This is a genomic window from Massilia glaciei, assembly GCF_003011895.2.
Lineage (GTDB): Bacteria > Pseudomonadota > Gammaproteobacteria > Burkholderiales > Burkholderiaceae_D > Telluria_A > Telluria_A glaciei.
The window spans coordinates 53,461-78,523 of record NZ_PXWF02000121.1 but is presented as its reverse complement, the minus strand read 5'-3'; the positions used below and the strand labels follow the sequence as shown (position 1 = coordinate 78,523).

The 25,063-nt window shown below is 68.3% G+C and carries 15 protein-coding genes; 8 read left to right on the top strand and 7 right to left on the bottom strand.

Annotated elements, in window-relative coordinates:
- Positions 1 to 153: 153 nt before the first annotated feature.
- The 5 genes from C7C56_RS08980 to C7C56_RS08960 are packed head-to-tail and all read right to left on the bottom strand — an operon-like array spanning position 154 to position 7,438.
- Positions 154 to 1,065: a sulfurtransferase gene (locus C7C56_RS08980; protein ID WP_106757135.1), complete on the bottom strand. Its 912-nt coding sequence runs from the start codon at positions 1,063 to 1,065 to the stop codon at positions 154 to 156.
- Positions 1,066 to 1,106: 41 nt separating this feature from the next.
- On the bottom strand, positions 1,107 to 2,930 hold the full coding sequence (locus C7C56_RS08975) for an adenylate/guanylate cyclase domain-containing protein (RefSeq protein WP_106757095.1): 1,824 nt from the start codon (positions 2,928 to 2,930) through the stop codon (positions 1,107 to 1,109).
- Positions 2,931 to 2,949: 19 nt separating this feature from the next.
- Entirely contained in the window at positions 2,950 to 3,813 is an 864-nt protein-coding gene (locus C7C56_RS08970) for a hypothetical protein (RefSeq protein WP_106757094.1), read from the bottom strand.
- 34 nt (positions 3,814 to 3,847) lie between these two features.
- On the bottom strand, positions 3,848 to 6,190 hold the full coding sequence (locus C7C56_RS08965) for a CHAT domain-containing protein (RefSeq protein WP_106757093.1): 2,343 nt from the start codon (positions 6,188 to 6,190) through the stop codon (positions 3,848 to 3,850).
- A gap of 6 nt (positions 6,191 to 6,196) precedes the next feature.
- Positions 6,197 to 7,438 carry a hypothetical protein gene (locus tag C7C56_RS08960; RefSeq protein ID WP_146204368.1) on the bottom strand — a complete coding sequence of 414 codons (1,242 nt, stop codon included), beginning with the start codon at positions 7,436 to 7,438 and terminating at the stop codon, positions 6,197 to 6,199.
- A gap of 324 nt (positions 7,439 to 7,762) precedes the next feature.
- Here C7C56_RS08960 and dnaE point away from each other — a divergent pair, with 324 nt between their 5' ends.
- Complete coding sequence (dnaE, locus tag C7C56_RS08955) at positions 7,763 to 11,308, top strand: DNA polymerase III subunit alpha (RefSeq protein WP_370660189.1); 3,546 nt, start codon at positions 7,763 to 7,765, stop codon at positions 11,306 to 11,308.
- 138 nt (positions 11,309 to 11,446) lie between these two features.
- Here the strand turns inward: dnaE and C7C56_RS08950 are convergent, their stop codons facing one another.
- Both C7C56_RS08950 and C7C56_RS08945 read right to left on the bottom strand, forming a co-directional pair.
- Positions 11,447 to 12,283 (bottom strand): glycosyltransferase family 2 protein, encoded by an 837-nt coding sequence (locus C7C56_RS08950; RefSeq protein ID WP_229458445.1) that lies wholly within the window; start codon positions 12,281 to 12,283, stop codon positions 11,447 to 11,449.
- Between the two features lie 18 nt (positions 12,284 to 12,301).
- A complete protein-coding gene (locus tag C7C56_RS08945; protein ID WP_181373089.1) occupies positions 12,302 to 13,558 on the bottom strand; it encodes an O-antigen ligase family protein in 1,257 nt (418 codons plus the stop codon).
- Between the two features lie 108 nt (positions 13,559 to 13,666).
- Between C7C56_RS08945 and C7C56_RS28685 the strand changes: the two genes are divergently transcribed.
- The 7 genes from C7C56_RS28685 (at position 13,667) to C7C56_RS08915 (ending at position 24,974) form a co-directional block, all read left to right on the top strand.
- A complete protein-coding gene (locus C7C56_RS28685; protein ID WP_181373088.1) occupies positions 13,667 to 13,891 on the top strand; it encodes a hypothetical protein in 225 nt (74 codons plus the stop codon).
- Positions 13,881 to 15,611 carry a lipid A export permease/ATP-binding protein MsbA gene (gene msbA, locus C7C56_RS08940; RefSeq protein WP_106757088.1) on the top strand — a complete coding sequence of 577 codons (1,731 nt, stop codon included), beginning with the start codon at positions 13,881 to 13,883 and terminating at the stop codon, positions 15,609 to 15,611. The genes C7C56_RS28685 and msbA overlap by 11 nt, the downstream gene beginning before the upstream one ends.
- Positions 15,608 to 16,645, top strand: coding sequence for a lipopolysaccharide heptosyltransferase II (waaF, locus tag C7C56_RS08935; protein ID WP_106757087.1), 1,038 nt, complete (start codon positions 15,608 to 15,610; stop codon positions 16,643 to 16,645). The genes msbA and waaF overlap by 4 nt, the downstream gene beginning before the upstream one ends.
- Before the next feature lie 112 nt (positions 16,646 to 16,757).
- Positions 16,758 to 18,458 carry an NADH-ubiquinone oxidoreductase-F iron-sulfur binding region domain-containing protein gene (locus C7C56_RS08930; RefSeq protein ID WP_106757086.1) on the top strand — a complete coding sequence of 567 codons (1,701 nt, stop codon included), beginning with the start codon at positions 16,758 to 16,760 and terminating at the stop codon, positions 18,456 to 18,458.
- Complete coding sequence (gene fdhF, locus C7C56_RS08925; RefSeq protein ID WP_106757085.1) at positions 18,455 to 21,274, top strand: formate dehydrogenase subunit alpha; 2,820 nt, start codon at positions 18,455 to 18,457, stop codon at positions 21,272 to 21,274. Before C7C56_RS08930 ends, fdhF begins: the two co-directional genes overlap by 4 nt.
- On the top strand, positions 21,271 to 22,131 hold the full coding sequence (locus C7C56_RS08920; RefSeq protein WP_106757084.1) for a formate dehydrogenase accessory sulfurtransferase FdhD: 861 nt from the start codon (positions 21,271 to 21,273) through the stop codon (positions 22,129 to 22,131). The genes fdhF and C7C56_RS08920 overlap by 4 nt, the downstream gene beginning before the upstream one ends.
- A 209-nt stretch (positions 22,132 to 22,340) precedes the next feature.
- Positions 22,341 to 24,974, top strand: a complete 2,634-nt coding sequence (locus C7C56_RS08915; RefSeq protein WP_181373086.1) for a PKD domain-containing protein — start codon at positions 22,341 to 22,343, stop codon at positions 24,972 to 24,974.
- The last annotated feature ends 89 nt before the right edge of the window (positions 24,975 to 25,063 follow it).

The window sequence follows — 25,063 nt, the reverse complement described above, 5'->3', positions numbered from 1 at the left end:
GGCGGGAATGACTGCCGGTGGTGAAGGCGTTGGTGACGTTGGTGACGTTGGTGAAGGTGGCGGCGGTGGTAAAAGTGGTGGTGCACGCGGCGATGATCGGTTTCCACGTCATCCCCGGGCGCACCTTGGGGTGCCCGGGGAGTACTAACTAACTTACTGTTGCTGCTCCGCCGCCTCCGGCTTGGCGCAATGCGGGCACGACACCTCGTACACATACAGCGGCGACAATTGCTCGCGCGGCGTCACCACCGAGCGGCACACGAAACACTGCACCGTCATGGTCGGCTCGAGCTGCGGGTTGAGCGCGGTCCGGTAGTCGAACACGAAGCAGTCGCCCGTGTAATGCGCGCCGCCCACGTCCTCGAAATACTTGAGGATCCCGCCGTCGAGCTGGTACACGCTCTCGTAGCCGATGTTCTTCATGTGGATCGCGGCCTTCTCGCAGCGGATGCCGCCGGTGCAGAAGGTGACGATGGTCTTGCCGTCTAGTTCTTCGCGGTGCTGGGCGATGACGTCGGGAAACTCGCTGAATTTTTCAATCCGATAATCGATCGTGTTGTCGAAGGTGCCAACGTCGACCTCGAACGCATTGCGCGTCTCCATCATCACGACCGGCTTGCCGTCGTCGTCGTGGCCCTGGTCGAGCCAGCGCTTGAGCGTGGTCGGCACGACCGCCGGGGCGCGGCCCTTTTCGGGCTGGATCAGCGGCATGCGCATCGTGATGATCTCTTTTTTGATCTTCACGAGCATGCGCTTGTGCGATTGCTCCTCGGAATAGCTCTCTTTCACCTCGATGTCGGCCAGCCGCGCGTCGCCGCGCAGCCATGCCAAAAACTGGTCGATGCAGCCGCGCGGCCCCGACAGGAACAGGTTGATGCCCTCGGGCGTGAGCAAGATCGTGCCCTTGAGGCCGAGTCGCTTGCACTGCTCCTGGTACAGCGGGCGCATCTGCTCGATGTCGTCGAGCGTGACGAATTTATAGGCGGCGATATTGACGTGCGCGGCGGCGGCGGCGGCCGCGGCGCTGGCCTCGGCCGAGTCGATGGGGGCGGTGGTGGCGTGCATGAAGGCGATCAAATTGAACGTACAGCCCCTATTATAAACCCCTACAAACGGGCGGCCGCCAGCGCCTGGTCGAGGCCATACAGCCCGACCCCGGCGCGCCGCCCTTTGAGCTGGTGCTCGCCCAGCCCGACCAGATCGGGCGGAAACCCCAGCGCGGCGGCCACCGCCTCGGAACAGACGACCGGATAGCCGAGCGGCTTGCACATCGCCTCGACCCGCGCGGCGATGTTGACGGTGTCGCCGATGGCGGTGAACTCGTGCCGGTCGGGCGAGCCGACATTGCCGATCACGGCCAACCCGCTGTGCAGGCCGATGCCGACCGCGAGCGCCGGCCTGCCCTCGGCGGCGAGCTCGGCGTTCAGTCCGGCGAGCGCGTCGAGCATGTCGCGCGCCGTCCGCAGCGCCGCCCGCTCGGGGTCGGCCAGCGCGTTGGGCGCGTTGAAGAAGGCCATCATGCCGTCGCCGATGAACTTGTCGACCGTGCCGCCGTGCCTGTGCACCACCGCCGCCATCCGCCCGAAATAGCGGTTGAGCAAAGCGACGACGTCCTCGGCCGGCATCGGCTCGCTCATGCCGGTGAAGTCGCGGATGTCGGAAAACAGCACGCAGATATGGCGCTTGCTTCCTTGCAGGCCGCCGTCGAGGCGCCCGGCCAGGATCTCCTTCATCACGCTCGGGCTGACGAAGCCGGAAAAACTGCGGCTCAGGCGGCGGTTCTCGCGCACGCCCTGCCAGGCCTGCCAGCCGCCGCGCGCGAGCCAGCCGATCGACGCGCACAGCAAGATGCCGGCCGGCGGCAGCCAGAGCCGGCGCCGCAGCAGTTCGGTGCTCAACAGCACAAGCCCCAGCGCCAGGCAGGCCAACAAGATGCCCTTGTACGCGACCGAGCGGTGGAACCAGGACAAGGTGAACAGCAGCGACAGGCCCCACACCCAGGCGGGCGCGATCGGCGTGATGAACCCCCCGTTGAGCATGGTGCGCACGATCTGCGCGTGCAGCAACACGCCCGGCACGCGCGTGGCGTCGGGACGCCACCGCGCCAGGGGCACCGGCAGGTCGTACAGATCGGCCTCGTCCTGCACGGTGCCGATCAGGACGACCCTGCCGGCGAACAGGGCGCGCAGTCGCGCCGTTTCGCCGTCCCTGGCCAGCCGCAGCACGTCCTGCAGGGCGATGTAAGGGAATTGGCCGCCGATCTGGTAGTTGATCAAACCGCGCCAAGCGCGCCGCACACCCGCGGCCGCGGCCATTTCGCTGACCAGGGTGAAGGGTCTGCGGTCGGGCTGGACCGACGCGCCCGGGTAGCGGCGCACGCGCCCGTCGGCGTCCTTGAGCACCATGGCCGAGGCGATCGCCCGCACCTCGCCCTCCTGCGCGCCCAGCACCGCGGCGTAGTCGATCTGGATGTCGCGGTAGTGGTTGCGGTCGTAGTCCCAGGTCTTGGCCAGCACCAGCTTGGTGTTGCGCATCGATTCGATCAGGCCGCCCACCAGCGTGCGGTGGAAGTCGAACCCGGGGTCGGTGGTCGAGGCCAGCGTGTCGAAGCGTTTGGCGGGCAGCTCGATGTCCATGCCGATCACCGCCGGCCCGGCTTCGCCCACGGCGCGCATGAATTCGGCCAGGTACTTGTGGCTCAGCGCCAGCGGTTCGTCGACGCTGTCGAGGAAGGCCTCGTTGATCCCGACCACCACCACGTCGCGCGCGGCCGGCTGCGGATGCCAGTGCCGGTTGGCCGCGAACTGCAGGTCGAGGATGCGGGCGTCGAGCGCCGGCGCGGCCAGCGCCAGCGCGGCGACGCTCGCCAGCGCGACGGCCAGCCAGCCGATCAGGCCGGCCCGCCGCGCGGAGGGTGGCTGCGGGTGCAACTGCCGGTCCTTGCGCGCGTCAGTGCGGGGTCGCGCGCGCGGCGGCCAGGTCGGGGCGCTGGGCCCCGATGATCGTCCAGGCGGCGCCGGCGTCGTCGTGCATGCGCCGCTCGTCGAGGATGGTCGCGTACATCACCCACTCCTCGATGCCCGCGCCCGGTTCCGGCCGGAGCGCGAGCATGCCGGCGCTGTCGGCCGCGCTGGCGACGCCGAACACGGCGCTGGCGCTGGCCGGGGCGCCGCCGGCGGCGGTGTAGGCCACGGTCCAGCGGTAGCTCTTGCCGTGCTCGAGCGCGACCCCGGCCGGCAACTGCCAGCGCTTGTCGGTGGTGGTGCCGCGCGCCAGTTCGCGTTCGGGCAATTCGTCGACCGAGACCTGGTAGTTGTTGTCGCCGTCGGCCTCCCAGCGGAACTCGGGGCGCGTCGTCAGCAGCACGCCGCGCTTGGCCGGGGCCAGCATCTCGATGTCGTCGAAGCGGCGCATCCTGACCGCCGCCGCGCTCATCTGCGGATCGAGCGCGGCCGCCACCAGTTTCTCGGCGACCGAGCGGATGACGGGCTCCCGGCCGCCCTTGCGCACCTTGATTTTGGCGAGATCGACGTCGGCCACCAGCGGCCCGGTCAGCTGGTAGATCAGCTTGGCGCCGTAGTGCGAGACCGAGGCCTTGGCGTCGGCGGCGAGCGTGATCCGGTCGCCCGGTTTGACATAGCCGAGCAGGCGCAGCCTGGCCGGCGCGCCGCCGCCGGACACCTCGCCGCCGCCGCGCACATCGAGCACCATGCCGACCGCCTCGGCCGGTGGCGCCGCGCGCGCGCCCGCGGCCGACAGGGTGCCGGAAACCGCAAGGGTGCATGTAAGCGCGAGGATGGCGAATATTTTCATGGTGTTTCCTTGTTGGTGTGCCGGTCGAGCGGGGCTAGCTGCCGTCGCCGGTGAGGTAGAACGCGCCCCAGAACAGGGGGTGCGCATAGCGCGGCCACAGCGAGCGCTGGGCCCCGCGCAGCGCCTCCTTCTTGCTCTGTCCGGCCTTGAGGTTGTGGTAGAACTGTTTCATCAGCTCGGCCGTGGCGACGTCATCCACCGGCCACAGGCTGGCCACGATGTTGCTGCTGCCGGCGTACAGGAAGCCGCGCGTCATGCCGATCAGGTCGTCGCCGTTCATGGCCTTGGTCAGGCCCGTCTCGCAGGCCGACAGGGTGACCAGGTCGGCGTCGAGGCGCAGCGCGTAGATTTCGCCGACCGTGAGCGAGCCGTCGTTGGCGCCGTCGGGCGCGAGCACGAGGCGCGAGTTGAGCGGGCTGTCGCCCTTGAACTGGCCGTGCGCTGCCACGTGCAGATAGCGGTAGCCGGGCGCCGACTGCTTGAACGCGGTCTCGGAGGCGGCGGCGCGCGTGAGGATTTTGCTGGCGGGCACGAGCGCTCCGAGCATGGCCGCCTCCTGGCCCGCGCTCGGCAGGTCGAGCTCGGCGCGTCCGAGGTCGGGGTTGCCGAGGATGAGCATCCGGTCGGGCGCCTGCTGCCGCTGCGGGCGCAGATACTTGTGCACGCTGGCGCTGGGCAGGTAGCGCAGGCTGCGGCTGGCCACGAGGTAGCCGGCGCCGTCGTGCAGGGCCCCGAACGGCAGATAGTGCAAGATGCCGTGCGGGACCAGCACCAGGTTGCGGCCGGCAAGCAGCGACTTGACCGGACCGAGCAGGCGCGTGTAGAGCGCCGCGGCCGACGCCAGCGCGGCCTCGTCCTGCTCGTTGATCTGCCGGCGGAAGCGCCGGATCTCGTTGTCGAGCCCCGCGCTGCCGATCGTGGCCGCCGCCACCTCGTCGCCGGTCACGGCCATGACCACCAGTTGCTCGCCGTACATGTGGTACTCGAGCAGCACCTCGTCCGGCGCCATGTAGGCGCGCACCTCGTCGAGCTGCAGCGAGTCGCCGCTCACGAGCGAGGCCAGCGCCGGGTCCTGCCTGCGCAACTCCTGGGCGCGCGCGGCGACGTCCGCGCCGCCGCGGTTGCCGGCCACCGCCTCCGTCCCCCGGGGCGACAGCGGCAACTGCGCGGCCGCCTCGTCGGCGGCCCGGCGGTAGCTCTCGAGCGCCTCGCGCGCGGCCTCGGTGCGCGCCCGCGGCAGGGCCTCGCCGCTGCGCGCGGCGAGCAGGTCGACCAGCGCGCGCGACTTGGCGCGCTCCATGAAATCGTACACCCGCGCGCTTTCGCCGAGCAGCATGGCGCTGGCGATCGCCTGCGCGTACAGGGCCTGCTTGTCGCCCACGAAGCCGATCTTGGTGGCCTCGGTGTTGATGCTGGCGCGCTGCGCCTCGACCACCTCGATCGCCTGCGTGAAGGCGGCCAGCGCGCCCGCGTAGTCCTTGTCGCGCAGCGCCAGGCGCCCCCGCTCGGCCAGCAGCAGCCAGTAGACCCCGCCGTTCTGCCTTGCATGGGGCGCCGCCAGCAGGCGCTCGAAGCCGCGCCTGGCCTGTTCGGTGCGGCCTGTCTCGAGCAGCGCCTTGGCCATCATGAAGGCGCGCGGCAGCTCGACCCAGGCCCAGTTGTTGACCCCCGTGATGAAGCTGCCGCTGGCGAATTTGTCGAGGAACATATTGACCGCGAAGACGCGGTCGCCCTCGAGCGCGGCGATCACGCCCGCGTAGTCGCCCAGCGCCATGCGCGCGCGCGCCAGCGCCATCGCCTTGTCGCTCGCGTAGGCGCTGAGCATGCCGACCGGGACCTGCTCGAGCGCGCGCGCCGCCGCCAGCCCCTTGTCGCGCGCGCCGCCGAGCGTGTGCGCCATCGACAGCACCGCCAGCGCGTTGCAGACCATGTCGAGGTCGTCGCTGTCGTCCTGTCTGAGCCAGTCGCCGGCGCGGGTGGCCACCGCGACCGCGTCCGCGTACTGGCCCAGTTCGACCAGCGCCTCGGCGCGCATGATCTGCATCGCCGGCGTGGCGTCCTCGAGCGCGAACAAGCGCGTGTGCCGGCCGCCCGTTTGCAGGTTCAGCGCGAGCCGGTCGAGGCAGGCCATGAGCTTGGCGTAGCGCTTGGTCTTGGAGTGGGCGTAGCACAGCGCGTGCAGGTCGGGGGTGTCGAGCCGGCCGCGCGCGGCCTGCGCCTCGAGCTGCCTTTCGAGCTCGTCGAAGCGCCCGGTCGCGGCCAGCGCGACCTGCTCGGTGCCGCGGTCGGCCAGCGCGGCGCCGCACGGCGCCAGCGCGAGCAACGCGCCCGCGAGCAGGGCGCGGGCCAGGCCGGTCGGGCGGGCGGCGCGCTTCATGGCCGGCTAGAACCAGTAGCCGAAATTGACGGTGAAGCCCTTGGCGTTCTTGCCGCGCAAAATGGCGGCCCCGGCGCGCGTGTAGCTGCGCGCGTTCGAGGCGCGCTTGTTGGTGCCGAGGCTGATGCCCAGTTCCTGGGTGTTGCTCGCGAACGGTTTGGAGCCCACATAGCGGGTGTCGATCAGCGAGACCTCGGCCACCAGTTTGGGGCCGAAGGCGCGCGCCGGCAGCGACATCAGCACGCCGTTGCGCAGCATGGTCAGGGTGATGTCGGGGTCGAAGGTGTAGCCGCCGTTGCGGAAGGCGCCGGTGCGGTAGACGCCGACCATGTTGCCGATCGCGAAATTGAGCGCGCCCGCCGGCACCAGGTAGGTGCTCACCAGCGAAGCCGAATAGATCTTGGTGGCGGTGGCCCGGTCGCGCGAGGCCGACACCGCGTAGCGCGCCCCCGGGGTCAGGGTCCAGCGGTCCGACATCGGCAGCCGGTAGGCCAGGCCCAGGCCGCCGTGGTTGACCACGGCGGCGCCGACCGTCACGCGCGAGAGCGGCACGCTGACCACGAACTGGCGGCGCGGGTCGATCCCGTTGCGCACCGTGTACGACAGCGGCAGCGAGGTGCTGCGCACGTCCGAGCCGTCGCGCATGCTGAACGAGCCGTAGCTCAAGCCGAGGCCGACGAGGCTGGGCGTGCCGCCTTCGGCGCCGCCCGCCTGCGCCGCGGCGCCGATCTGGCTGGCGCCTTCGAAGCCGACCGCGAAATCGGCCTGCCCCAGCGTCGGGATGGCGCCGCCCATGCCGGTGACGGTGCTCGCGGTCGAATGCTCGGACTGGTATTTGAGCATCCGGCCGACGAGGTCGGACTGCTTGAGGAACGCGAGGAACAATTCCTGCGACTGGGCCCGGGTGGCGCCGGTGAACGCGCCGCTGACGCCCAGTTCGGCGAAGTTGTAGCTCAGCGTGGGCGAATTGGCGGCAAAACTGAGACTGATGTTGACATCATTGAAACGCCCCTGCGCCAGGATCGCGGCGGTGTTGTTGTAGCCGCTGTTGCTCAACGCGAAATTTTTCGCCGTGTCGAGGAAGGTGTCGACCTTGGCGTCGCACAGGGTCAGGCCGGCGACGCCGTTGACGTCGGCGCGGAAACCGAACGAGGTGGTGCAATCGACCACCTGCGCGAAGTCCGGGAGGGGCGATGCCGCCAACGCCACCGCGAGACAGATGGTTGGCCCGCTTTTCGTCCTATTCATGCTGTTTCCCCTGGTGATCGGGTTGGCGACAACGACGGCGAAGCTTGTTAATTTGCTACTTGACATTCAAACTTTATACCAAGAAATAATCGGGGGCAACGAACTTATTTCCGGCGTTGCTGCCCGAATACAACCAATGGTCCTCAAAGAAACCAACCCATCGTCCACGCGGGATGCTGGAATGCGATCAGTTTTCTAAATTCTCCCGACACGATTTCGGCCTGCTCCCCTTGCCAAATTCCCCCGCGCCCGATTAGCTGACCGGCATGGTGCGTGCGCGGTAAAATAGCGTCCTTTGATTAGCAGGGTAAGCCGAACATGAGCATGGATGTCCTTGAACGCGATGGCGCAGCAGCGCCCGCCCCGGCGGTGCCAAACGGCCCCGCGTTTGTCCACCTGCGCGTGCACTCGGAGTATTCGATCGTCGACGGCCTGGTGCGCATCGACGACGTGGTCGCCGCCGCCGCCAAGGACAAGCAGCCGGCGCTCGCGATCACCGACCTGGCCAACCTGTTCGGCATGGTCAAGTTCTACAAGGCCGCGCGCGGCAAGGGCATCAAGCCGGTCATCGGGGTCGACGCCTGGATCAGCAACGACGACAACCGCGACAAACCCTCGCGCTTGCTGCTGCTGGCCAAAAACCGCATGGGCTACCTGCAGCTGTGCGAGCTGCTCTCTAACGCCTGGCTGAGCAACCAGCACAAGGGCCGCGCCGAGATCCGCCCCGAGTGGCTCGCCGCGCTGGCGACGAGCGAATCGACCCTGAACCCGGGCGAGAGCCAGGCCAACGGCCTGATCGTGCTCTCGGGCGCGCACTTCGGCGACGTCGGCACCGCGATCGAGAACGGCAACCTGGCGCTGGCCGAACGCTGCGCGGCGCGCTGGGCCGCGATCTTCCCGGGCCATTTTTACATCGAGGTGCAGCGCGCCGGCCAGCCGAACCAGGAGGCGCAGGTGCGCCAGGCGGCGGCGCTGGCGGCCAAACTGGGCCTGCCGGTGGTCGCGACCCACCCGATCCAGTTCCTCTCGCCCGAGGAATTCGTCGCCCACGAGGCGCGCACCTGCATCGCCGAGGGCGAGATGCTGGCCAACGCCAAGCGCGTCAAGCGCTTCAACGAGTCGATGCGCTTCAAGTCGCAGGCCGAGATGGCCGAGCTGTTCGCCGACATGCCCGGCGCGCTGGCCAACTCGGTGCACATCGCCAAACGCTGCAATGTGGTGCTCACGCTGGGCAAACCACAACTGCCGAACTTCCCGACCCCGCCCGGCATGACGATCGACCAGTTCCTGGTCTCGGAGTCCAAGGCCGGCCTCGAACAGCGCCTGGTCCACCTGTATCCGGACCCGGCCAAGCGCGAGGCGCAGCGCGCGCGCTACGAGGACCGCCTCAAGTTCGAGACCGACACCATCAGCAACATGGGCTTTCCGGGCTACTTTCTGATCGTGGCCGAGTTCATCCGCTGGGCCAAGGAGAACGGGGTGCCGGTGGGCCCGGGCCGCGGCTCGGGCGCCGGCTCGCTGGTGGCGTATTCGCTGCTCATCACCGACCTCGACCCGCTGCAGTACAACCTGCTGTTCGAGCGCTTCCTCAATCCGGAACGGGTCTCCATGCCCGACTTCGACATCGACTTCTGCCAGGAGGGGCGCGACCGCGTCATCCAGCACGTCAAGGATTTGTACGGCAAGGAGGCGGTCTCGCAGATCGCCACCTTCGGCACCATGGCGGCCAAGGGCGCGATCCGCGACGTCGGCCGGGTGCTCGATTTCGGCTACAACTTCTGCGACGGCATCTCTAAGCTGATCCCGTTCAAGCCGGGTAAGCCTGTCACCATCGCCGACGCCATCGCCGAGGAGCCGATGCTGGCCGAGCGGCTCGAGAACGAGGACGAGGTCAAGCAGCTGCTGGCGCTGGCGCAGCAGGTCGAGGGCATCGCCCGCAACATCGGCATGCACGCCGGGGGCGTGCTGATCGCCCCGGGCAAGCTGACCGATTTCTGCCCGCTCTACACCCAGGGCGGCGACTCGGGCGTGGTGTCGCAGTACGACAAGGACGACGTCGAGGCCGTCGGGCTGGTCAAGTTCGACTTCTTGGGCCTGACCACGCTCACCATCCTCGACCGCGCGGTGCGCTACATCAAGCAGCTCGACCCGGCCAACGCCGACTTCGCGCTCGAGAAGCTGCCGCTCAACGACAAGGCCTCGTACGAGCTGCTGACCAAGGCCAAGACGGTCGCCGTGTTCCAGCTCGAGTCGCGCGGCATGCAGGGCATGCTCAAGGACGCGCGCCCCGACCGCTTCGAGGACATCATCGCGCTCGTGGCGCTGTACCGTCCGGGCCCGATGGACCTGATCCCCGACTTTTGCAAGCGCAAGCACGGCGAAAAATTCGACTATCCCGATCCGCGCACCGAGTCCATCCTGTCCGAGACCTACGGCATCATGGTCTACCAGGAGCAGGTCATGCAGATGGCGCAGATCGTGGGCGGCTACTCGCTCGGCGGCGCCGACATGCTGCGCCGCGCGATGGGTAAAAAGAAGGCCGAGGAGATGGCCGAACACCGCGAGATCTTCCGCGCCGGCGCCGCCAAGGACGGCCTGACGGCCGCAAAGGCCGACGAGATCTTCGACTTGATGGAGAAGTTCGCCGGCTACGGCTTCAACAAGTCGCACGCGGCCGCCTACGCGCTGCTGTCGTACCACACGGCCTACCTCAAGGCGCACCACACGGCCGCGTTCATGGCGGCCAACCTGTCGCTGGCGATGGACGACACCGACAAGATCAAGATCCTGGTCGAGGATTCGCTCGACATCTGCGGCCTGACGCTGCTGCCGCCGGACGTCAACCATTCGGACTACCGCTTCACGCCCGAGGGCGAGGCGCCGTCGGTGAGCAAGAAGCGCGTCACCAACATCCGCTACGGGCTGGGCGCGGTCAAGGGTTCGGGCCAGGGCGCGATCGAGGCGATCATCGCCGCGCGCACCGCCGGCGGGCACTTCACCGACCTGTTCGACTTTTGCAAGCGGGTCGACCGCAAGCAGATCAACCGGCGCACCATCGAGTCGCTGATCCGCGCCGGCGCCTTCGACTGCTTCAAGGTCGACCGCGCGATCCTGCTCGCCTCGGTCGCGTTCGCGGTCGAATGCGCCGACCAGGCGCACGCCTCGATCAACCAGGTCAGCCTGTTCGGCGGCGACGACAGCGACATGGTCGCGCCGCCCGAGTACGTCAAGGCGACCCCGTGGACCGACCGCCAAAAGCTGTCCGAGGAAAAAATCGCGCTCGGCTTCTACCTGTCGGGCCACATGTTCGACTCGTTCGCGGTCGAGGCGCGCCGTTTCTCGCGCACCAAGCTGAAGGACCTCGAGCCGTCGCGCGACCCGCGCATGATGTGCGGCGTGATCACCGGCATCCGCACCCAGATGACGCAGCGCGGCAAGATACTGATCGTCTCGCTCGACGACAAGACCGCCGTGGTCGAGGTCACCGTCTACAACGAGGTGTTCGACGCCAACAAGAGCATGTTCAAGGAGGACGAGTTCCTGCTGGTGGTGGGCAAGGTGTCGGAGGACCGCTTCAACGGCGGCCTGCGCATCACGGCCGAGAAGGTGTTCGACCTGACCGCCTCGCGGGTGCAGTACGGCAGCCATTTCGGCATGTTCCTGCCGGCCCCGGTGCCGTCGTCGAAGATCGCCGAGGTGCTGCAGCCGCACCGCAATCCGGCCGGGCTGGCGGTGCTGATGCGGCTAAAACCGCAGGGGGTCGACTGCACGCTGCAGTTCGGCGAGGAGTGGCGGGTCGCGCCGTCCGACGCGCTCACGCTCGCGCTCGAGCGGGGCCTTGGCGCGCGCGAGGTCAGGGTCGAGTACTAGAGCGTGGCAGAATTGGTCGTCATCCCCGCGAACGCGCAAACGCATGCGTTTGCCCCATGCTGAGCTTGCATTTATGCGAGGTTCGCCCATTCAGACCGGCGGCCTACGCGGCACGACTCGTTTAGGGCCGCAGCGGCTTCATTCATGCGAACTCAAACCCCGCGCCGCGCGCACCGTCTTGTCGGCCGCGCGCTCGCGCACCAGCTTGAGGTTGCTCGAGGCCAGGTCGCGCCGCGCCTCGCGGTGCCATAGATGGAACACCTCGGTCGCGAACGCGCCATCCTTGCGCATCACGCCCGCGTTGAACAGCCGCAGCACCAGATCGGCGTCCTCGTGCCCCCAGCCGAGGAAGCCCTCGTCGAAGCCGTCGACCTTGTACAAGTCCGAGCGCCACACGCCAAGATTGCAACTCTTGATGCGGCGCCACGTGAAACGCTTGCTCGCGCGCCCCGCGTCGGGCCACTTGCACAGCAGTTGCAGCACCTTGTTGATGGCGCCCGCATGCCGCAGGCGCAATTTGTCGGCCACGCCGAGCAGGTGCAGATCGATTCCTTCCGCCAGCACGCGCGCCGTGTACCCTTCGCTGAGCAGCACCCGGCTGCCCGACACCAGAAACCCCGGCCGCGCCAGCGCCCGGTGGAGCGCGACGAAATCGCGTTGCGGCACGCAGTCGCCGTCGAGGAACACGATGTAGTCGCCGCTGGCGGCGCGCGTGCCGCGGTTGCGCGCCATGGCCGCCCGGAATCCCTGGTCGGCCTGCCACACGTGCGTCAGCGGCACCGGCGCGCGCGAGCGCAGCCGTTCGACGCAGGCGCGCGTGGCCTCGGCCGAGCCGTCGTCGGCGACGATGATCTCGAAGCCGCGCTCGCTCTGGCCGAAACATGCCTCCACCACAAGCTCGAGCGCGTCGGGCCGGTTGTAGGTGGTGATGACGAGCGAAATGCGTGGCGCCTGGCGCATGGTGTGGGAGGGCAAGGGGATGCCGGCAAGGGTTCAGGCAAGCTGCGCCGCCTGTCTTTGGAAGCGTGTGGCGCTCGCATACAGGCAGCCGGCCAGCAGCAGGAACCAGTAGCCCTCGGTCGGATCCCACAGCAAGCTGTTGAACGCCGACGCGCACACGTAGATCGCCCACAGCAGCGCCAGGCTGTCGGCCTCGAGATTGCGCACCTGCAATGCCGCCTTGCCGATCGCGCCGAGCAGGGCGAAGTAAAGGAGCGTGCCGAGCAAGCCGAGCTGCACCGCGATGAGCAAGAATTCGCTGTGCGGCTGGTAGCGCACCCCGGCCTGGAAAGACCCCTCCGGCCAGGTGCGGCGCGCGGTGGGCGCGTAGGCTTCGGCGAACGAGGCCGTGCCCCGGCCAAACACCGGATCGGCCGCGATCATCCGCGCGCCGACCTGCAAAAAGCTCACCCGCTGGCCGTTGGGGGTGCGCGCGTCGACCGTGCGCACCTCGCTGATGAGGGCGTCGGTGCGCAGCTTGAAATTGGCCGAGACCGCATAAAAACACGCGAACAGCAGCACGATGGCGCCCACCCCGGCGACCGCGCGCGGCGCCGTCAGGCGCATGCGCAGCAGGAGCAGGGTGACCAGGCCGACGAACAGCGCCACGTAGCCGGTGCGGCCCTGCATCAGGAAAATGACCGGAAAACCGAAGCCGATCCCCGCCGCGATGGCCAGCAGGCGCGCGCGCCCGGTGTCGTAGCTCGCCTTGAGCAGGCTCAGCGCGGCGGCGAAACCGAGCAGGATGCCGATCGTGATGTGGTTCTTGAACGCGAACGCGTTGCCGGCGTCGCCGACGCGCCACCAGCCGAGCCGCGAACTGGGCATCAACTCGAAGTAGGCCAGGTAGCACGCCAGCGCCAGCACGCCGGCCCCGGCGAGAAAGCAATGGAGGGCGCGCCGCGGCAGCGCGGGCGAGCGCCAGGCCAGGGTGATGGCAAGCGGCAACAGCAGCAGCTTGGCGTATTTGCCCAGCGCCTTGACGAGGTCGGGCGCGGGGGCGTTGGACCAGCTGCTGGCGACGACCAGCAAGGCGAGCAGGGCCAGCGCCAGGCGTGCGGGGGGCGCGCGCAGCGCCTGCGCGCGCAGGGCCGCGCTGGCGCCCAGCGCCAACACGAAAAGGAGCAGGCTCGTTGCGACGAAGACATTTGTGAGCGCGGTCGAGAACGGGATGCAAAACAGCGCGAGCAAAACGCAGGTGGCGCTGAGGCGCTCGGGCAGCGTCGGGGCGAGGGTGGTGATGGCTGGCATGATGATCGCTGGCATGGTGATGAGCGGGCAGGGGGGGGCGCGCGAAAGTGGTCCCGAGAGTCTAGTAAGATCGGCGCGGGGCGCCCTTGCGCTGGCGTAGGCGTGCGCGTGTTTGGCGGCGCCGCCGCGGCGCGGGCGGGGCTGGTCCGCCTTGCCACTCGTCGCCGCCCGTGGCCGTTCTTTGCATTTCCACATTTCATTTCCATCTTTCATTTCCACCTTTGTGGCGGCATTAATGCGAAAATTGCGCTCCGCTTCCGACAAACCCGGCGATTTCTTTGCCAATCAAACATGGGCTGCTGCCTGATCGCGAAAGAAAATGATGGAAACTAGCGTCATCGCCAAACGCCTGAGCGCGCTGGTGCGCCCCTACCGTTCGCGCGCGGTGCTCGCGCTGTTCGCCATGGCCGGCACCGCCGCCACCCAGCCGATGCTCGGCTACGCGCTCCAATTGCTGCTCGACAAGGGCATCGGCCCGAACAAGGTCGAGTTCAGCCTGTGGCTGGTGCCGCTGATCCTGCTCTCGATCTTCGTGCTGCGCGGGCTGTGCACCTTCTCGACCGCCTATCTGAACAACTGGGTCATGAGCCGCGTGCTCAACGACCTGCGCCGGATGGTGTTCGACCGCCTGCTGCGCCTGCCCGTGGCGCGCTTCCACGAGGAGTCGACCGGCAGGATCATCAACACCGTGATCGCCGACGTGCGCCAGGTGGTCGACATGATCAACTCGGTGTTCCTCGCCTTCGTGCGCGACACCATGGTGGTGGTCGGCCTGCTCGGCGCGCTGCTGTGGCTCAACTGGCGCCTGACCCTGATCGCGCTGGTGGTGGTGCCGCTCACGGCCGTGATCGTGCGCACCACCACCAAACGGCTGCGCCGCCTCAACCGCGACAACCAGCGCGTCACCGGCGAGATGACCCAGGTGGTCGAGGAGGCCGCGCGCGGCCACCAGGTGATCCGCATCTTCTCGGGCGAGCGCTACGAGGGCAGGCGCTTCGAGACCCGCAGCGAGGCGTTGCGCGGTTTTTCGCAGCGCATGACGGTGGCCGCCGCCGCCACCGTGCCGATCACCCAGATCTGCACCGCGCTGGCGGTGTCGGTGGTGATCGTGATGGCGATCCGCTCGGACATGACGGTCGGCCAATTCACCAATTTCATCACCATGATGCTGATGCTGCTGCAGCCGCTCAAGGCGCTCGTCGAGGTCAACGGCCCGATGCAGCGCGGCATGGCCGCGGCCGAGACGGTGTTCACCATGATCGACGCCCCGATCGAGACCGACACCGGCGCCACCGTGCTCGGACGCGCGCGCGGCCACCTCAAGCTCGAACACGTCTCGTTCCGCTACTCCGACAAAAACCCGCTCGCGCTGAACGACGTCTCGCTCGAGGTTCTGCCGGGCCAGACGGTGGCGCTGGTGGGCGTCTCGGGCGGCGGCAAGTCGACCTTCGTCAACCTGCTCACCCGTTTCTACCAACCCGACGCCGGCCGCATCCTGCTCGACGGCGTGCCCTACGGCGACATCACCCTGGCCAGCCTGCGCGCCCAGTTGGCGATGGTGGGCCAGAACGTGGTGCTGTTCGACGACACGCTCGGCGCCAACATCGCCTACGGGGTCGAGACGGTCGACCAGGCGCGCCTGCTGGCGGCGGTCAGGGCGGCCCACCTGTCCGAGGTGGTCGCGGCGCTGCCCGAGGGGCTAGACACGCCGATCGGCGAGAACGGCATGCGCTTGTCGGGCGGGCAGCGCCAGCGCGTGGCGATCGCGCGCGCGATCTACAAGGACGCGCCGATCCTGATCCTCGACGAGGCCACCTCCGCGCTCGACAACGAATCCGAACGCGCGGTGCAGGCCGCGCTCGACGCCCTCATGGCCGGGCGCACCACGATCGTGATCGCGCACCGGCTCTCGACAATCGAGCGGGCCGACCGCATCGTGGTGGTCGACCAGGGCCGCATCGTCGAGGCGGGCCGCCACGACGAACTGCTGGCCCACAACGGTATGTACGCCAACCTGTACCGGCTCCAGTTCGCCACGGCCGAGGTGGCATGAGCACCGCGCGCACCCTCGTCATTTCGCCCAACTGGATCGGCGACGCCGTGATGGCGCAGCCGCTGCTGCAGATGCTGGCGCGGCGCCATCCGGGGCGCCCGATCGACGTGCTGGCGCCGCCCTCGGTGGCGCCGGTGTGGCGCGCCATGGCCGAAGTCGACAGCGTGCTCGAGACGCCGTTCAAGCACGGCCCGCTGCAACTGAAAGAACGCTGGAAGTACGCCAGGGTGCTGCGCGCGCGCGGCTACCAGGACGCCTATGTGCTGCCCAACACGCTCAAGTACGCGCTGATCCCCTGGCTGGCCGGGATCCCGGTGCGGGTCGGGTACAAGGGCGAGATGCGCTACGGCCTGCTCAATGTGATGCACCACGACACGGCGCCGCCGCGGCCGATGGTGCCGTTCTACGCGGCGCTGGCGCAGGCGCCGCAAGCGCCCCCGCGCACCGACGTGCCGCGCCCGCGCCTGCGGGTCGGCGAGGAGCAGATCGCAGCCGCCTGCGCGCGCGCCGGCATCGCGCGCGATCGGGCGCTGGTGGTGTTCGCGCCGGGCGCCGAATTCGGCGCCGCCAAGCGCTGGCCGACGGGCCACTTCGCCGCGCTCGCCGTCGCCATAGTCGAGGCCAACCCGGACGCGCAGGTGGCGCTGCTCGGCTCGCCCAAGGACAAGGACGTGTGCGACGAGATCGTCGCCCATGCGCGCCCGCAGGCCGTGTTCAACCTGGCCGGCGCCACCCGGCTGGACGAGGCGGTCGCGCTGATCGCGCGCGCCGACGCGGTGGTGTCGAACGATTCCGGGCTGCTGCACATCGCCTCGGCGCTGAACCGCCCGGTGATCGCGCTGTACGGCCCGACCGACCCCGACCACGCGCCGCCGTTTTCGGACATCGCGCGGTCGCTCTCGCTGCGGCTCGCGTGCGCGCCGTGCCGCCAGCGCGAATGTCCGCTGGGCCACCACGACTGCATGCAAAAGATGGACAGCGGCATGGTGTGGCAGGCGCTGCGGCCGATGCTGCCAGGAGGCTGCCGGACTTAGTGCCTGGAGTTCGGGCATGCCAAAAAGCTGTCTGTACAACATCAGTGAAATCCTTGGGGCGCAGGCTTATAATGCGACGGACAGACGGCTTGCTTCAACCTTCAGGGACAGCATGAACACAATCATTCCGATCGCGGTGCAGGGCAGCACGCGCCAGCGCAAGCGCGAGGCGCCGAAAGGGCGCCGCGTCGATCCGCAGGCGCTGCGCGAGGTGCAGGCCTTGCTCGGCGGCGCGGGGCGCCAGCCCGACCTGCTGATCGAACACCTGCACAAGATCCAGGACGCGCATGGCAGCCTGTCGAGCGCGCATCTGGCAGCGCTGGCGCACGAGCTCAAGCTGCCGCAAACCGCGGTCTACGAGGTCGCCACGTTCTACCACCACTTCGACGTCGTCAAAGAGGGCGAAGTTGCGCCGGCCGCGCTGACGGTGCGCGTGTGCGACGGCCTGTCGTGCGAAATGGCCGGCGCGCGCGAACTGCTGGCGCGGCTGCCCGCCATGCTCGGGCCCGGGGTGCGCGTGCTCGGCGCGCCGTGCCTCGGCCGCTGCGAGCAGGCGCCCGCGGCGGTGGTGGGCCAGCATCCGCTGGCACAGGCCAGTTGTGAATCGGTCGCCGCCGCGGTGGCGGGCGGGCACACCACGCATGAGCCGGCGCCGTACACCGGCTACGCTGCCTACCGCGCGCAAGGCGGCTATGCGCTGCTGCGCGACTGCGCCGCCGGCGTGCGCACGCTCGAGTCGGTGCTCGCGACGATGGAGGACTCGGGTTTGCGCGGCCTTGGCGGGGCCGGCTTTCCGGCCGGGCGCAAATGGCGCATCGTGCGCGCCGAGCCGGGCCCGCGCCTGATGGCCGTCAACATCGACGAGGGCGAGCCGGGCACCTTCAAGGACCGCCACTACCTCGAGCGCGACCCGCACCGCTTCATCGAGGGCGCGCTGATCGCGGCCTGGGCGGCCGGCATCGACACCATCTACATCTACCTGCGCGACGAGTACCACGGCTGCCGCGCGCTGCTCGAGGCCGAACTGGCCGCCCTGCGCGCCGATCCGCCGCTCGCCGGCATGCCCGCCATCGTGCTGCGGCGCGGCGCCGGCGCCTACATCTGCGGCGAGGAGTCGGCCATGATCGAATCGATCGAAGGCAAGCGCGGCATGCCGCGCCTGCGCCCGCCATACGTGGCGCAGGTCGGGCTGTTCGGGCGCCCGACGCTCCAGCACAATTTCGAGACGCTGCACTGGGTGCGCGAGATCGTCGAAAAGGGCGCGTCCTGGTACAGCGGCCACGGCCTGAACGGTCGAAAAGGGCTGCGTTCGTTCTCGGTCTCGGGACGGGTGCGCGCGCCGGGCGTCAAGTTGGCGCCGGCCGGCATCACGGTCCAGCAACTGATCGACGACCATTGCGGCGGCATGCAGGAGGGCCACCGGTTTTATGGCTACCTGCCGGGCGGCGCCTCGGGCGGCATCCTGCCGGCATCGCTGGGTGCCATTCCGCTCGACTTCGACACCTTGCAGCCGTTTGGCTGCTTCATCGGCTCGGCCGCGGTGGTGGTGCTGTCGGACCGCGACACCGCCGCAGCGGCCGCGCGCAACACGCTGCGCTTTTTCAAGCACGAGTCGTGCGGCCAGTGCACCCCGTGCCGGGTGGGCACGGCCAAGGCGCTGGCCCTGATCGAACAGCCGCTCTGGGACACCAAGCTGCTGGCCGAACTGTCGCAGGTCATGCGCGACGCCTCGATCTGCGGGCTGGGGCAGGCCGCCCCGAATCCGATCGACTGCGTGGTCAAGTACTTCCCGCAAGAGCTGGAGCAGCCATGAACGCGATCACGCGACTGAACCGGGCCGCCAGGCGCGGCGCCACGGTCAGCATCGAACTCAATGGCCGCAGCGTTGCCGCCCACGCCAACGAGACCCTGATCGAGGTGGCCAGGCGCGAAGGGATCGAGATCCCGCACCTGTGCTACAAGCCGGGCCTCGAGGAAGTCGGCAACTGCCGCGCCTGCATGGTCGAGATCGACGGCGAGCGCGTGCTGGCGCCCTCGTGCTGCCGTTACCCGGCCGCCGGGATGAAGGTCAGCACCGACAGCGCGCGCGCGCTCGCGGCGCAAAAAATGGTGCTCGAGATGCTGCTCGCGGACATGCCCGAGACCGCCTACACGCGCCACAACGAGGTCGACTTCTGGGCCGGCAAGCTGGCCGTGGGCAAACCGCGCTTCGCCGCGCGCGGCCAGCCGCCGCGCGACGCCTCGCACGCGGCCATCACGGTCAACCTCGACGCCTGCATCCAGTGCACGCGCTGCGTGCGCGCCTGCCGCGACGAGCAGGTCAACGACGTGATCGGGCTCGCCCTGCGCGGCGACCAGGTCAAGATCGTGTTCGACATGGACGACCCGATGGGCGACTCGACCTGCGTCGGCTGCGGCGAATGCGTGCAGGCCTGCCCCACCGGCGCGCTGATGCCGGCGCGCGGCGCCGCGCTCGCCGTGCCCGACAAGCGGGTCGACTCGGTGTGCCCGTATTGCGGCGTGGGCTGCCAGCTCACCTACAACGTCAAGGACAACAAGATCGCCTTCGTCGAGGGGCGCGACGGCCCGGCCAACCACGCGCGCCTGTGCGTCAAGGGACGCTACGGCTTCGACTACGCGCACCACCCGCACCGCCTGACGGTGCCGCTGATCCGGCGCGCCGACGCCCCGCCCAAGCGCGGCGACTTCGTGATGGACCCGGAGCGCGTCATGGAGGTTTTCCGCGAGGCCAGTTGGGACGAGGCGCTCGCCCTGGCCGGCGGCACGCTGGCCGCCATCCGCGACACGCGCGGCGGGCGCGCGCTGGCCGGCTTTGGTTCGGCCAAGGGCAGCAACGAGGAAGCCTACCTGTTCCAAAAGCTGGTGCGCACCGGCTTTGGCAGCAACAACGTCGACCATTGCACGCGCCTGTGCCACGCCTCGTCGGTGGCGGCGCTGCTCGAGGGGATCGGCTCGGGCGCGGTGTCGAACCCGGTGATGGACGTCACGCGCGCCGAGGTGGTGATCGTGATCGGCGCCAACCCGACCGTCAACCACCCGGTGGCGGCGACCTGGATCAAGAACGCGATCGGCAACGGCACCAAACTGGTGGTGATCGACCCGCGCCGCTCGGAGCTGGCGCGCAGCGCCCACCGCTACCTGCAATTCAAGCCCGACACCGACGTCGCGCTGCTCAACGCGATGATGCACGTGATCGTCGCCGAGGGCCTGGTCGACCGCGAATTCATCGCCGGGCGCACCATCGGCTACGCCGAGCTCGAAGCCAATGTGGCCGGCTACAGCCCCGAGCTCATGGCGCCTATCTGCGGCATCGACGCCGACACCATCCGCTACGTGGCGCGCCTGTACGCGACCTCGAAGGCGTCGATGATCCTGTGGGGGATGGGCATCTCGCAGCACATCCACGGCACCGACAACGCGCGCTGCCTGATCGCGCTGGCGCTGATGACCGGCCAGATCGGCCGCCCCGGCACCGGCCTGCATCCGCTGCGGGGGCAAAACAACGTGCAGGGCGCCTCCGACGCCGGCCTGATCCCGATGATGTTCCCCGACTACCAGCGGGTCGACAACCCGGCCGCGCGCGCCAAGTTCGAACAGGCGTGGGGCGCGACGCTCGACGACCGGCCCGGCCTGACCGTGGTCGAGATCATGCACGCGATCAAACGCGGCGAGATCCGCGGCATGTACATCATGGGCGAGAACCCGGCCATGTCGGACCCCGACGCCAACCACGCGCGCGAGTCGCTCGCCGCGCTCGAGCATCTGGTGGTGCAGGACATATTCCTTACCGAGACCGCCTACCTAGCCGACGTGATTTTGCCGGCCAGCGCGTTTCCCGAAAAAACGGGCAGCTTCACCAACACCGACCGGCTGGTGCAGATCGGGCGCCAGGCGCTCGAACCGCCGGGCCAGGCGCGCCAGGACCTGTGGATCATCGAACAGATGGCCGTGCGGCTCGGCCTCAATTGGGCCTACACCCACGTTTCGCAGGTGTTCGACGAGATGCGCCGCACCATGCCCAGCATCGGCGGCATCACCTGGGAGCGCCTCGAGCGCGAGAACGCGGTGACCTATCCGTGCACGCAAGAGGGCGACCCGGGCACCCCGGTGGTGTTCACCGAGACCTTCCCGCGCGAGTCGGGGCGCGCGCGCTTTGTGCCGGCCGATATCATCCCCGCCGACGAGCGCCCCGACGCCGAGTACCCGATGGTGCTGATCACCGGGCGCCAGCTCGAACACTGGCACACCGGCAGCATGACCCGGCGCAGCGCCGCGCTCGACGCGATCGAGCCCGATCCGGTGGCGCTGGTGCATCCGCTCGACCTGGCGGCGCTGGGCGGGCGGCCGGGCGACGTGGTCACGCTCGCCTCGCGCCGCGGGCAGGTGGTGCTGTACGCGCGCGCCGACGACAGCTCGCCGCGCGGGGCGATCTTCGTGCCGTTCTGCTACTACGAGGCGGCCATCAACAAGCTCACCAACGCCGCGCTCGACCCGTTCGGCAAGATCCCCGAGTTCAAATACTGCGCCGTGCGCGTCAAGCTCGGCGGCGAGGTCGCGGCGCAGGGCAGCTTTGGCGGCGGCCAGGTGCTGCGCGGATTGGCGCCGTGACGCGCGCGCGCGCGTCCGCGTCCGGGCGCCGGCCGGTCCTGTCAAAGGCCAGCGCCAGCCTCACGCACGAGGTCGAGGTGCTCGACGAACGCGGGCGCGTCTCGCGCATCGCGATTCCCGCCGAGCGGCCGTTGACCGTGTACGTCGACAAGCGCGAACTGGTCACCCTGATGACGCTCGGCGGCGCGCCCGAGGCGCTCACGCTGGGTTACCTGCGCAACCAGCGCCTGGTGCGGTCGGTCGGCGAGGTGGTCTCGGTGCAGGTCGACTGGGCGGTCGACGCGGTCGCGGTGGCCACCCGCAACGGCATCGCCGATGTCGAGCAGCGCACCGCCAAAAAGGTCGTCACCACTGGCTGCGGGCAGGGCTCGGTGTTCGGCGGCCTGATGGACGAGGTCGACCAGATCGCGCTGCCGCCCGAGGCGCGGCTGGCGCAGGCGACCGTGTACAAGGTCGTCGAGAAGATCCGCACCCAGCAGTCGATCTACAAGCAGGCCGGCTCGGTGCACGGCTGCGCGCTGTTCACGGGCGCGGGCGAGCTGCTGTACTTCATCGAGGACGTCGGCCGCCACAACGCGGTCGACGCGATCGCCGGCCTGATGTGGCTCGACGGTGTCGACGGCGCCGACAAGGTGTTTTACACGACCGGGCGCCTGACCTCCGAGATGGTGATCAAGGGCGCGCAGATGGGTATCCCGTTCCTGCTGTCGCGCTCGGGCACCACCCAGATGGGGCATATGGTGGCCGAGCGGGTGGGCATGGCGCTGCTGGCGCGCTGCACCGGCAGGCATTTTTTGATGTTGACGGGGCACGGGCGGCTGGCGTTCGAACCGCAAGCGGAGGATGCGGCGCCGTAGTTCCATCAAAAAACTGTCAATTTGCTATGTGGAAGGCCGGTCAGCCATCAGGATGGCCGGCCTTTTTACATGGAATTTGCAGTTGTGCAGCTAGGAGGCCTCCTAGGTGTGTAGTAAACGTTTTTATTTAACCAATGGTGACATTGTGTGAGCCTATTAAATATTTGGCAACGTATCATCCACGCTCCACATATTTCCCATTGCTAATTATGACCAATCTTAATTTTGGCGCCCGCATCGGGCGTTGGACCATCGGCAGCGCCCTCGCCATGCTCCTGCTTTCGGCCTGCGGCGGCGGCAGCTCCCCTCCGGAACCGCCCGCCAACGCGGCGCCCGCCGTCACGATGCTGCTGTCCGGCGCGGTCGAGGCGGGCGGCAGTACCGCCGACGCCACCGCCAGCGCGGGCGCCGAGTTGGTCCTTAGTGCGAATGGGAGCACCGACCCGGACGGCGATGCGATCACCTACAAGTGGTCCATCGTGAGCAAGCCGGCGACGAGCAATATGGTGTTGACCAACGACACCGCCACCCAGCAGACAATCAAGCCGGACGTTGGCGGAGTGTATGTGATCAACCTGCGTGTCTCGGACAGCAAGGGTGCGTTCACGGACAAAAAGGCCACCATCAATATCCGTGCCAATTCCGCACCGGTCTCCAATATTGTCATCAGCGCCACCTACACCGGGGTGAGCGCGACCAAGCCTACCCAGCAGCTCAACGTCGGCGCGGCGATCGTGTTCGACGCGACCGGCAGCACCGACGCCGACGGCGACGTCGTCACGACCACCTGGACGCTGATTGAGAAGCCGGCCGGCAGCAACGCCGCAATGAGCACCAGTGGCCTCACCAGCCGCCTTGTGCTCGACGTCAAAGGCGTGTTCAAAGTGCGCGCGCGCGGCACCGATGCGCATGGCGCCTGGAGCGAGTCGATTTACGTCATCGATGCCAACAACGTCGCGCCGGTCACGATGGTTCTGACCTCTGTTACGGCGGCACCGGGCGGGGGCGCGGCCACGCTTGCGGCCGCGACCGGCTACATGGTCGCGTTCAACGGCAGCGGCAGCACCGATCCCGACGGCAGTGCTCTGACCTACGCGTGGACCATCACGAGCAAGCCTGCGGGCAGCACCGCCGCACTGAGCAGCAGCAGCGGCGTGACCAGCCAGATCATTCCTGACGTCTTGGGCAACTACGTGGTCAAGATGACCGCCACCGACAGCGCGGGCGCGTCGAGCAGCTTCGTGACGACCATCGAGGTCAAGAACCGGCGGCCAATCGCCGCCATCAGCAGCAACGCCACCCCGGTCGCGCTGCCGAGCGGCCCGGCGATCCGCCTGCCGCTCAATACCGTGGTGACCCTGCGCGGCACCAGCAGCGTGGACGCCGACGGCGACGCCCTGGTCTACAGCTGGAGCATGACGAGCAAGCCGGCCGGCAGCGTTGCGGTGCTGTCCTCGGCCAGCGGCAGCTCGGTGCAGATCACGCCCGAAAAGAACGGCTCGTATATCGTGCTGCTGCGCGTGACCGACGCCGCCGGCGCGTTCTCGGAACAGTCGCTGTCGATCGAGGTGGGCAACTACGCCCCGGTCGCGGTGACGGACAAGAACAGGATCACGATCCTGACCGGCGTCGCCACCACCGCCTCCGCCGCGCTCAGCTATGACGAGGACGGCGAGGCACTGACCTATCAATGGACCATCGACGCCCATCCGCTCGGCTCGGTGGCGACCATCGCTGCCCCGTCGTCGCCGACGCTGTCGTTCACGCCGGACCTCGTGGGCACCTACGTGGCCGCCGTGACGGTGAGCGACGGAAAAAATTCGAGTGTCGCGTACGTCAATATCCGGGTGCTGGCAAGCCTGGCCGGACGCGTCGCGCTGAACTTTGCGCCGCTTGAGGCGCGCTACAGCAAGGGCCTCGACAAGGTGGTCGTGGTCGCCAGCAATCCGAACGCGCTCAAGATCGTCGACCCGTTCACGGCGGCCATCAAGACCGTGCTGCTGCCGCTGGGCGTGAAGTCGCTCCAGCTGAGCCCCAACGGCAAACTGGCCGCCGTGCTGCACGAGGGCGTGGTCAGCCTGGTCGATCTCGACGCGGCGACGCTGATCCGCTCGACCCCGACCGGCGGATCGCAAACCGACGCTTTCGCCTCCAACGCCGGCTTGATCTACATGATCGGCCAGACCGGCGGCCAGTGGGTCGACCCATCGGTGACCGCGGTCGACGGCTACAGCGGCGTTAACATGAACTCCCTGATCGGCCTCGCATATGGACAAGCGACTTTCTATGGCACCCAGTACGGCGTCTTCGCGTCGAAGAAGAACAAGGTGTTCTTCATGTCGCAGGGCCTTTCGCCATCCGACATTTCGTACTTCGGCATTAGTCCGAATGACGGCAAAGTGACGGTCTCGGGCGATTCCCCGTACCATGGCGATTACGGCATGAGCACGCCGTTGTTCTTGTCGGATAACGAAGATTTGCTCTTCACCTCGTTCGGCACTTTCTTCCACACCGACACGTTGCGCTACGCCGGCAAGCTTACGCTGACATCCGGCACCGGCATGCTGTCGATGAGCCATTCGTCCGACATCGACGAGGCGCTGGTGCTGGAGGCGGCGTACAGTTACTACAACTCTGAACGTACCTATTCGGCAAGTTACCAGCGCTTCGTGGGCGCGCTGTTCCTGCCCGACACCGCCATCTCGCTGCCGGTGATCGACAGCGCGCAAAGCTACGGTTTAAAGATATTCCATAGCGCCAACGGAAACCACGTCGCCATCGTGCAAACCGGCTCGGCGACCCAGAACGCCGCGGCCGTCAAGTACTACGTGACGACGCGCTAACAGCGCGCCGCGAGGCAAACAAGGCCGGCCACACTCCTGGGTGTGGCCGGCTTTTTTTGCGTCCGTCCGCGGCGTGTATGATGGCGCTC

Bases quoted from the DNA above. Each gene is read 5' to 3' on its own strand.
- C7C56_RS08980 (WP_106757135.1), bottom strand. From the start codon at position 1,065: ATGCACGCCACCACCGCCCCCATCGACTCGGCCGAGGCCAGCGCCGCG.
- C7C56_RS08970 (WP_106757094.1), bottom strand. From the start codon at position 3,813: ATGAAAATATTCGCCATCCTCGCGCTTACATGCACCCTTGCGGTTTCC.
- C7C56_RS08965 (WP_106757093.1), bottom strand. From the start codon at position 6,190: ATGAAGCGCGCCGCCCGCCCGACCGGCCTGGCCCGCGCCCTGCTCGCG.
- C7C56_RS08960 (WP_146204368.1), bottom strand. From the start codon at position 7,438: ATGAATAGGACGAAAAGCGGGCCAACCATCTGTCTCGCGGTGGCGTTG.
- dnaE (WP_370660189.1), top strand. From the start codon at position 7,763: ATGGATGTCCTTGAACGCGATGGCGCAGCAGCGCCCGCCCCGGCGGTG.
- C7C56_RS08945 (WP_181373089.1), bottom strand. From the start codon at position 13,558: ATGCCAGCCATCACCACCCTCGCCCCGACGCTGCCCGAGCGCCTCAGC.
- msbA (WP_106757088.1), top strand. From the start codon at position 13,881: ATGGAAACTAGCGTCATCGCCAAACGCCTGAGCGCGCTGGTGCGCCCC.
- waaF (WP_106757087.1), top strand. From the start codon at position 15,608: ATGAGCACCGCGCGCACCCTCGTCATTTCGCCCAACTGGATCGGCGAC.
- C7C56_RS08930 (WP_106757086.1), top strand. From the start codon at position 16,758: ATGAACACAATCATTCCGATCGCGGTGCAGGGCAGCACGCGCCAGCGC.
- fdhF (WP_106757085.1), top strand. From the start codon at position 18,455: ATGAACGCGATCACGCGACTGAACCGGGCCGCCAGGCGCGGCGCCACG.
- C7C56_RS08915 (WP_181373086.1), top strand. From the start codon at position 22,341: ATGACCAATCTTAATTTTGGCGCCCGCATCGGGCGTTGGACCATCGGC.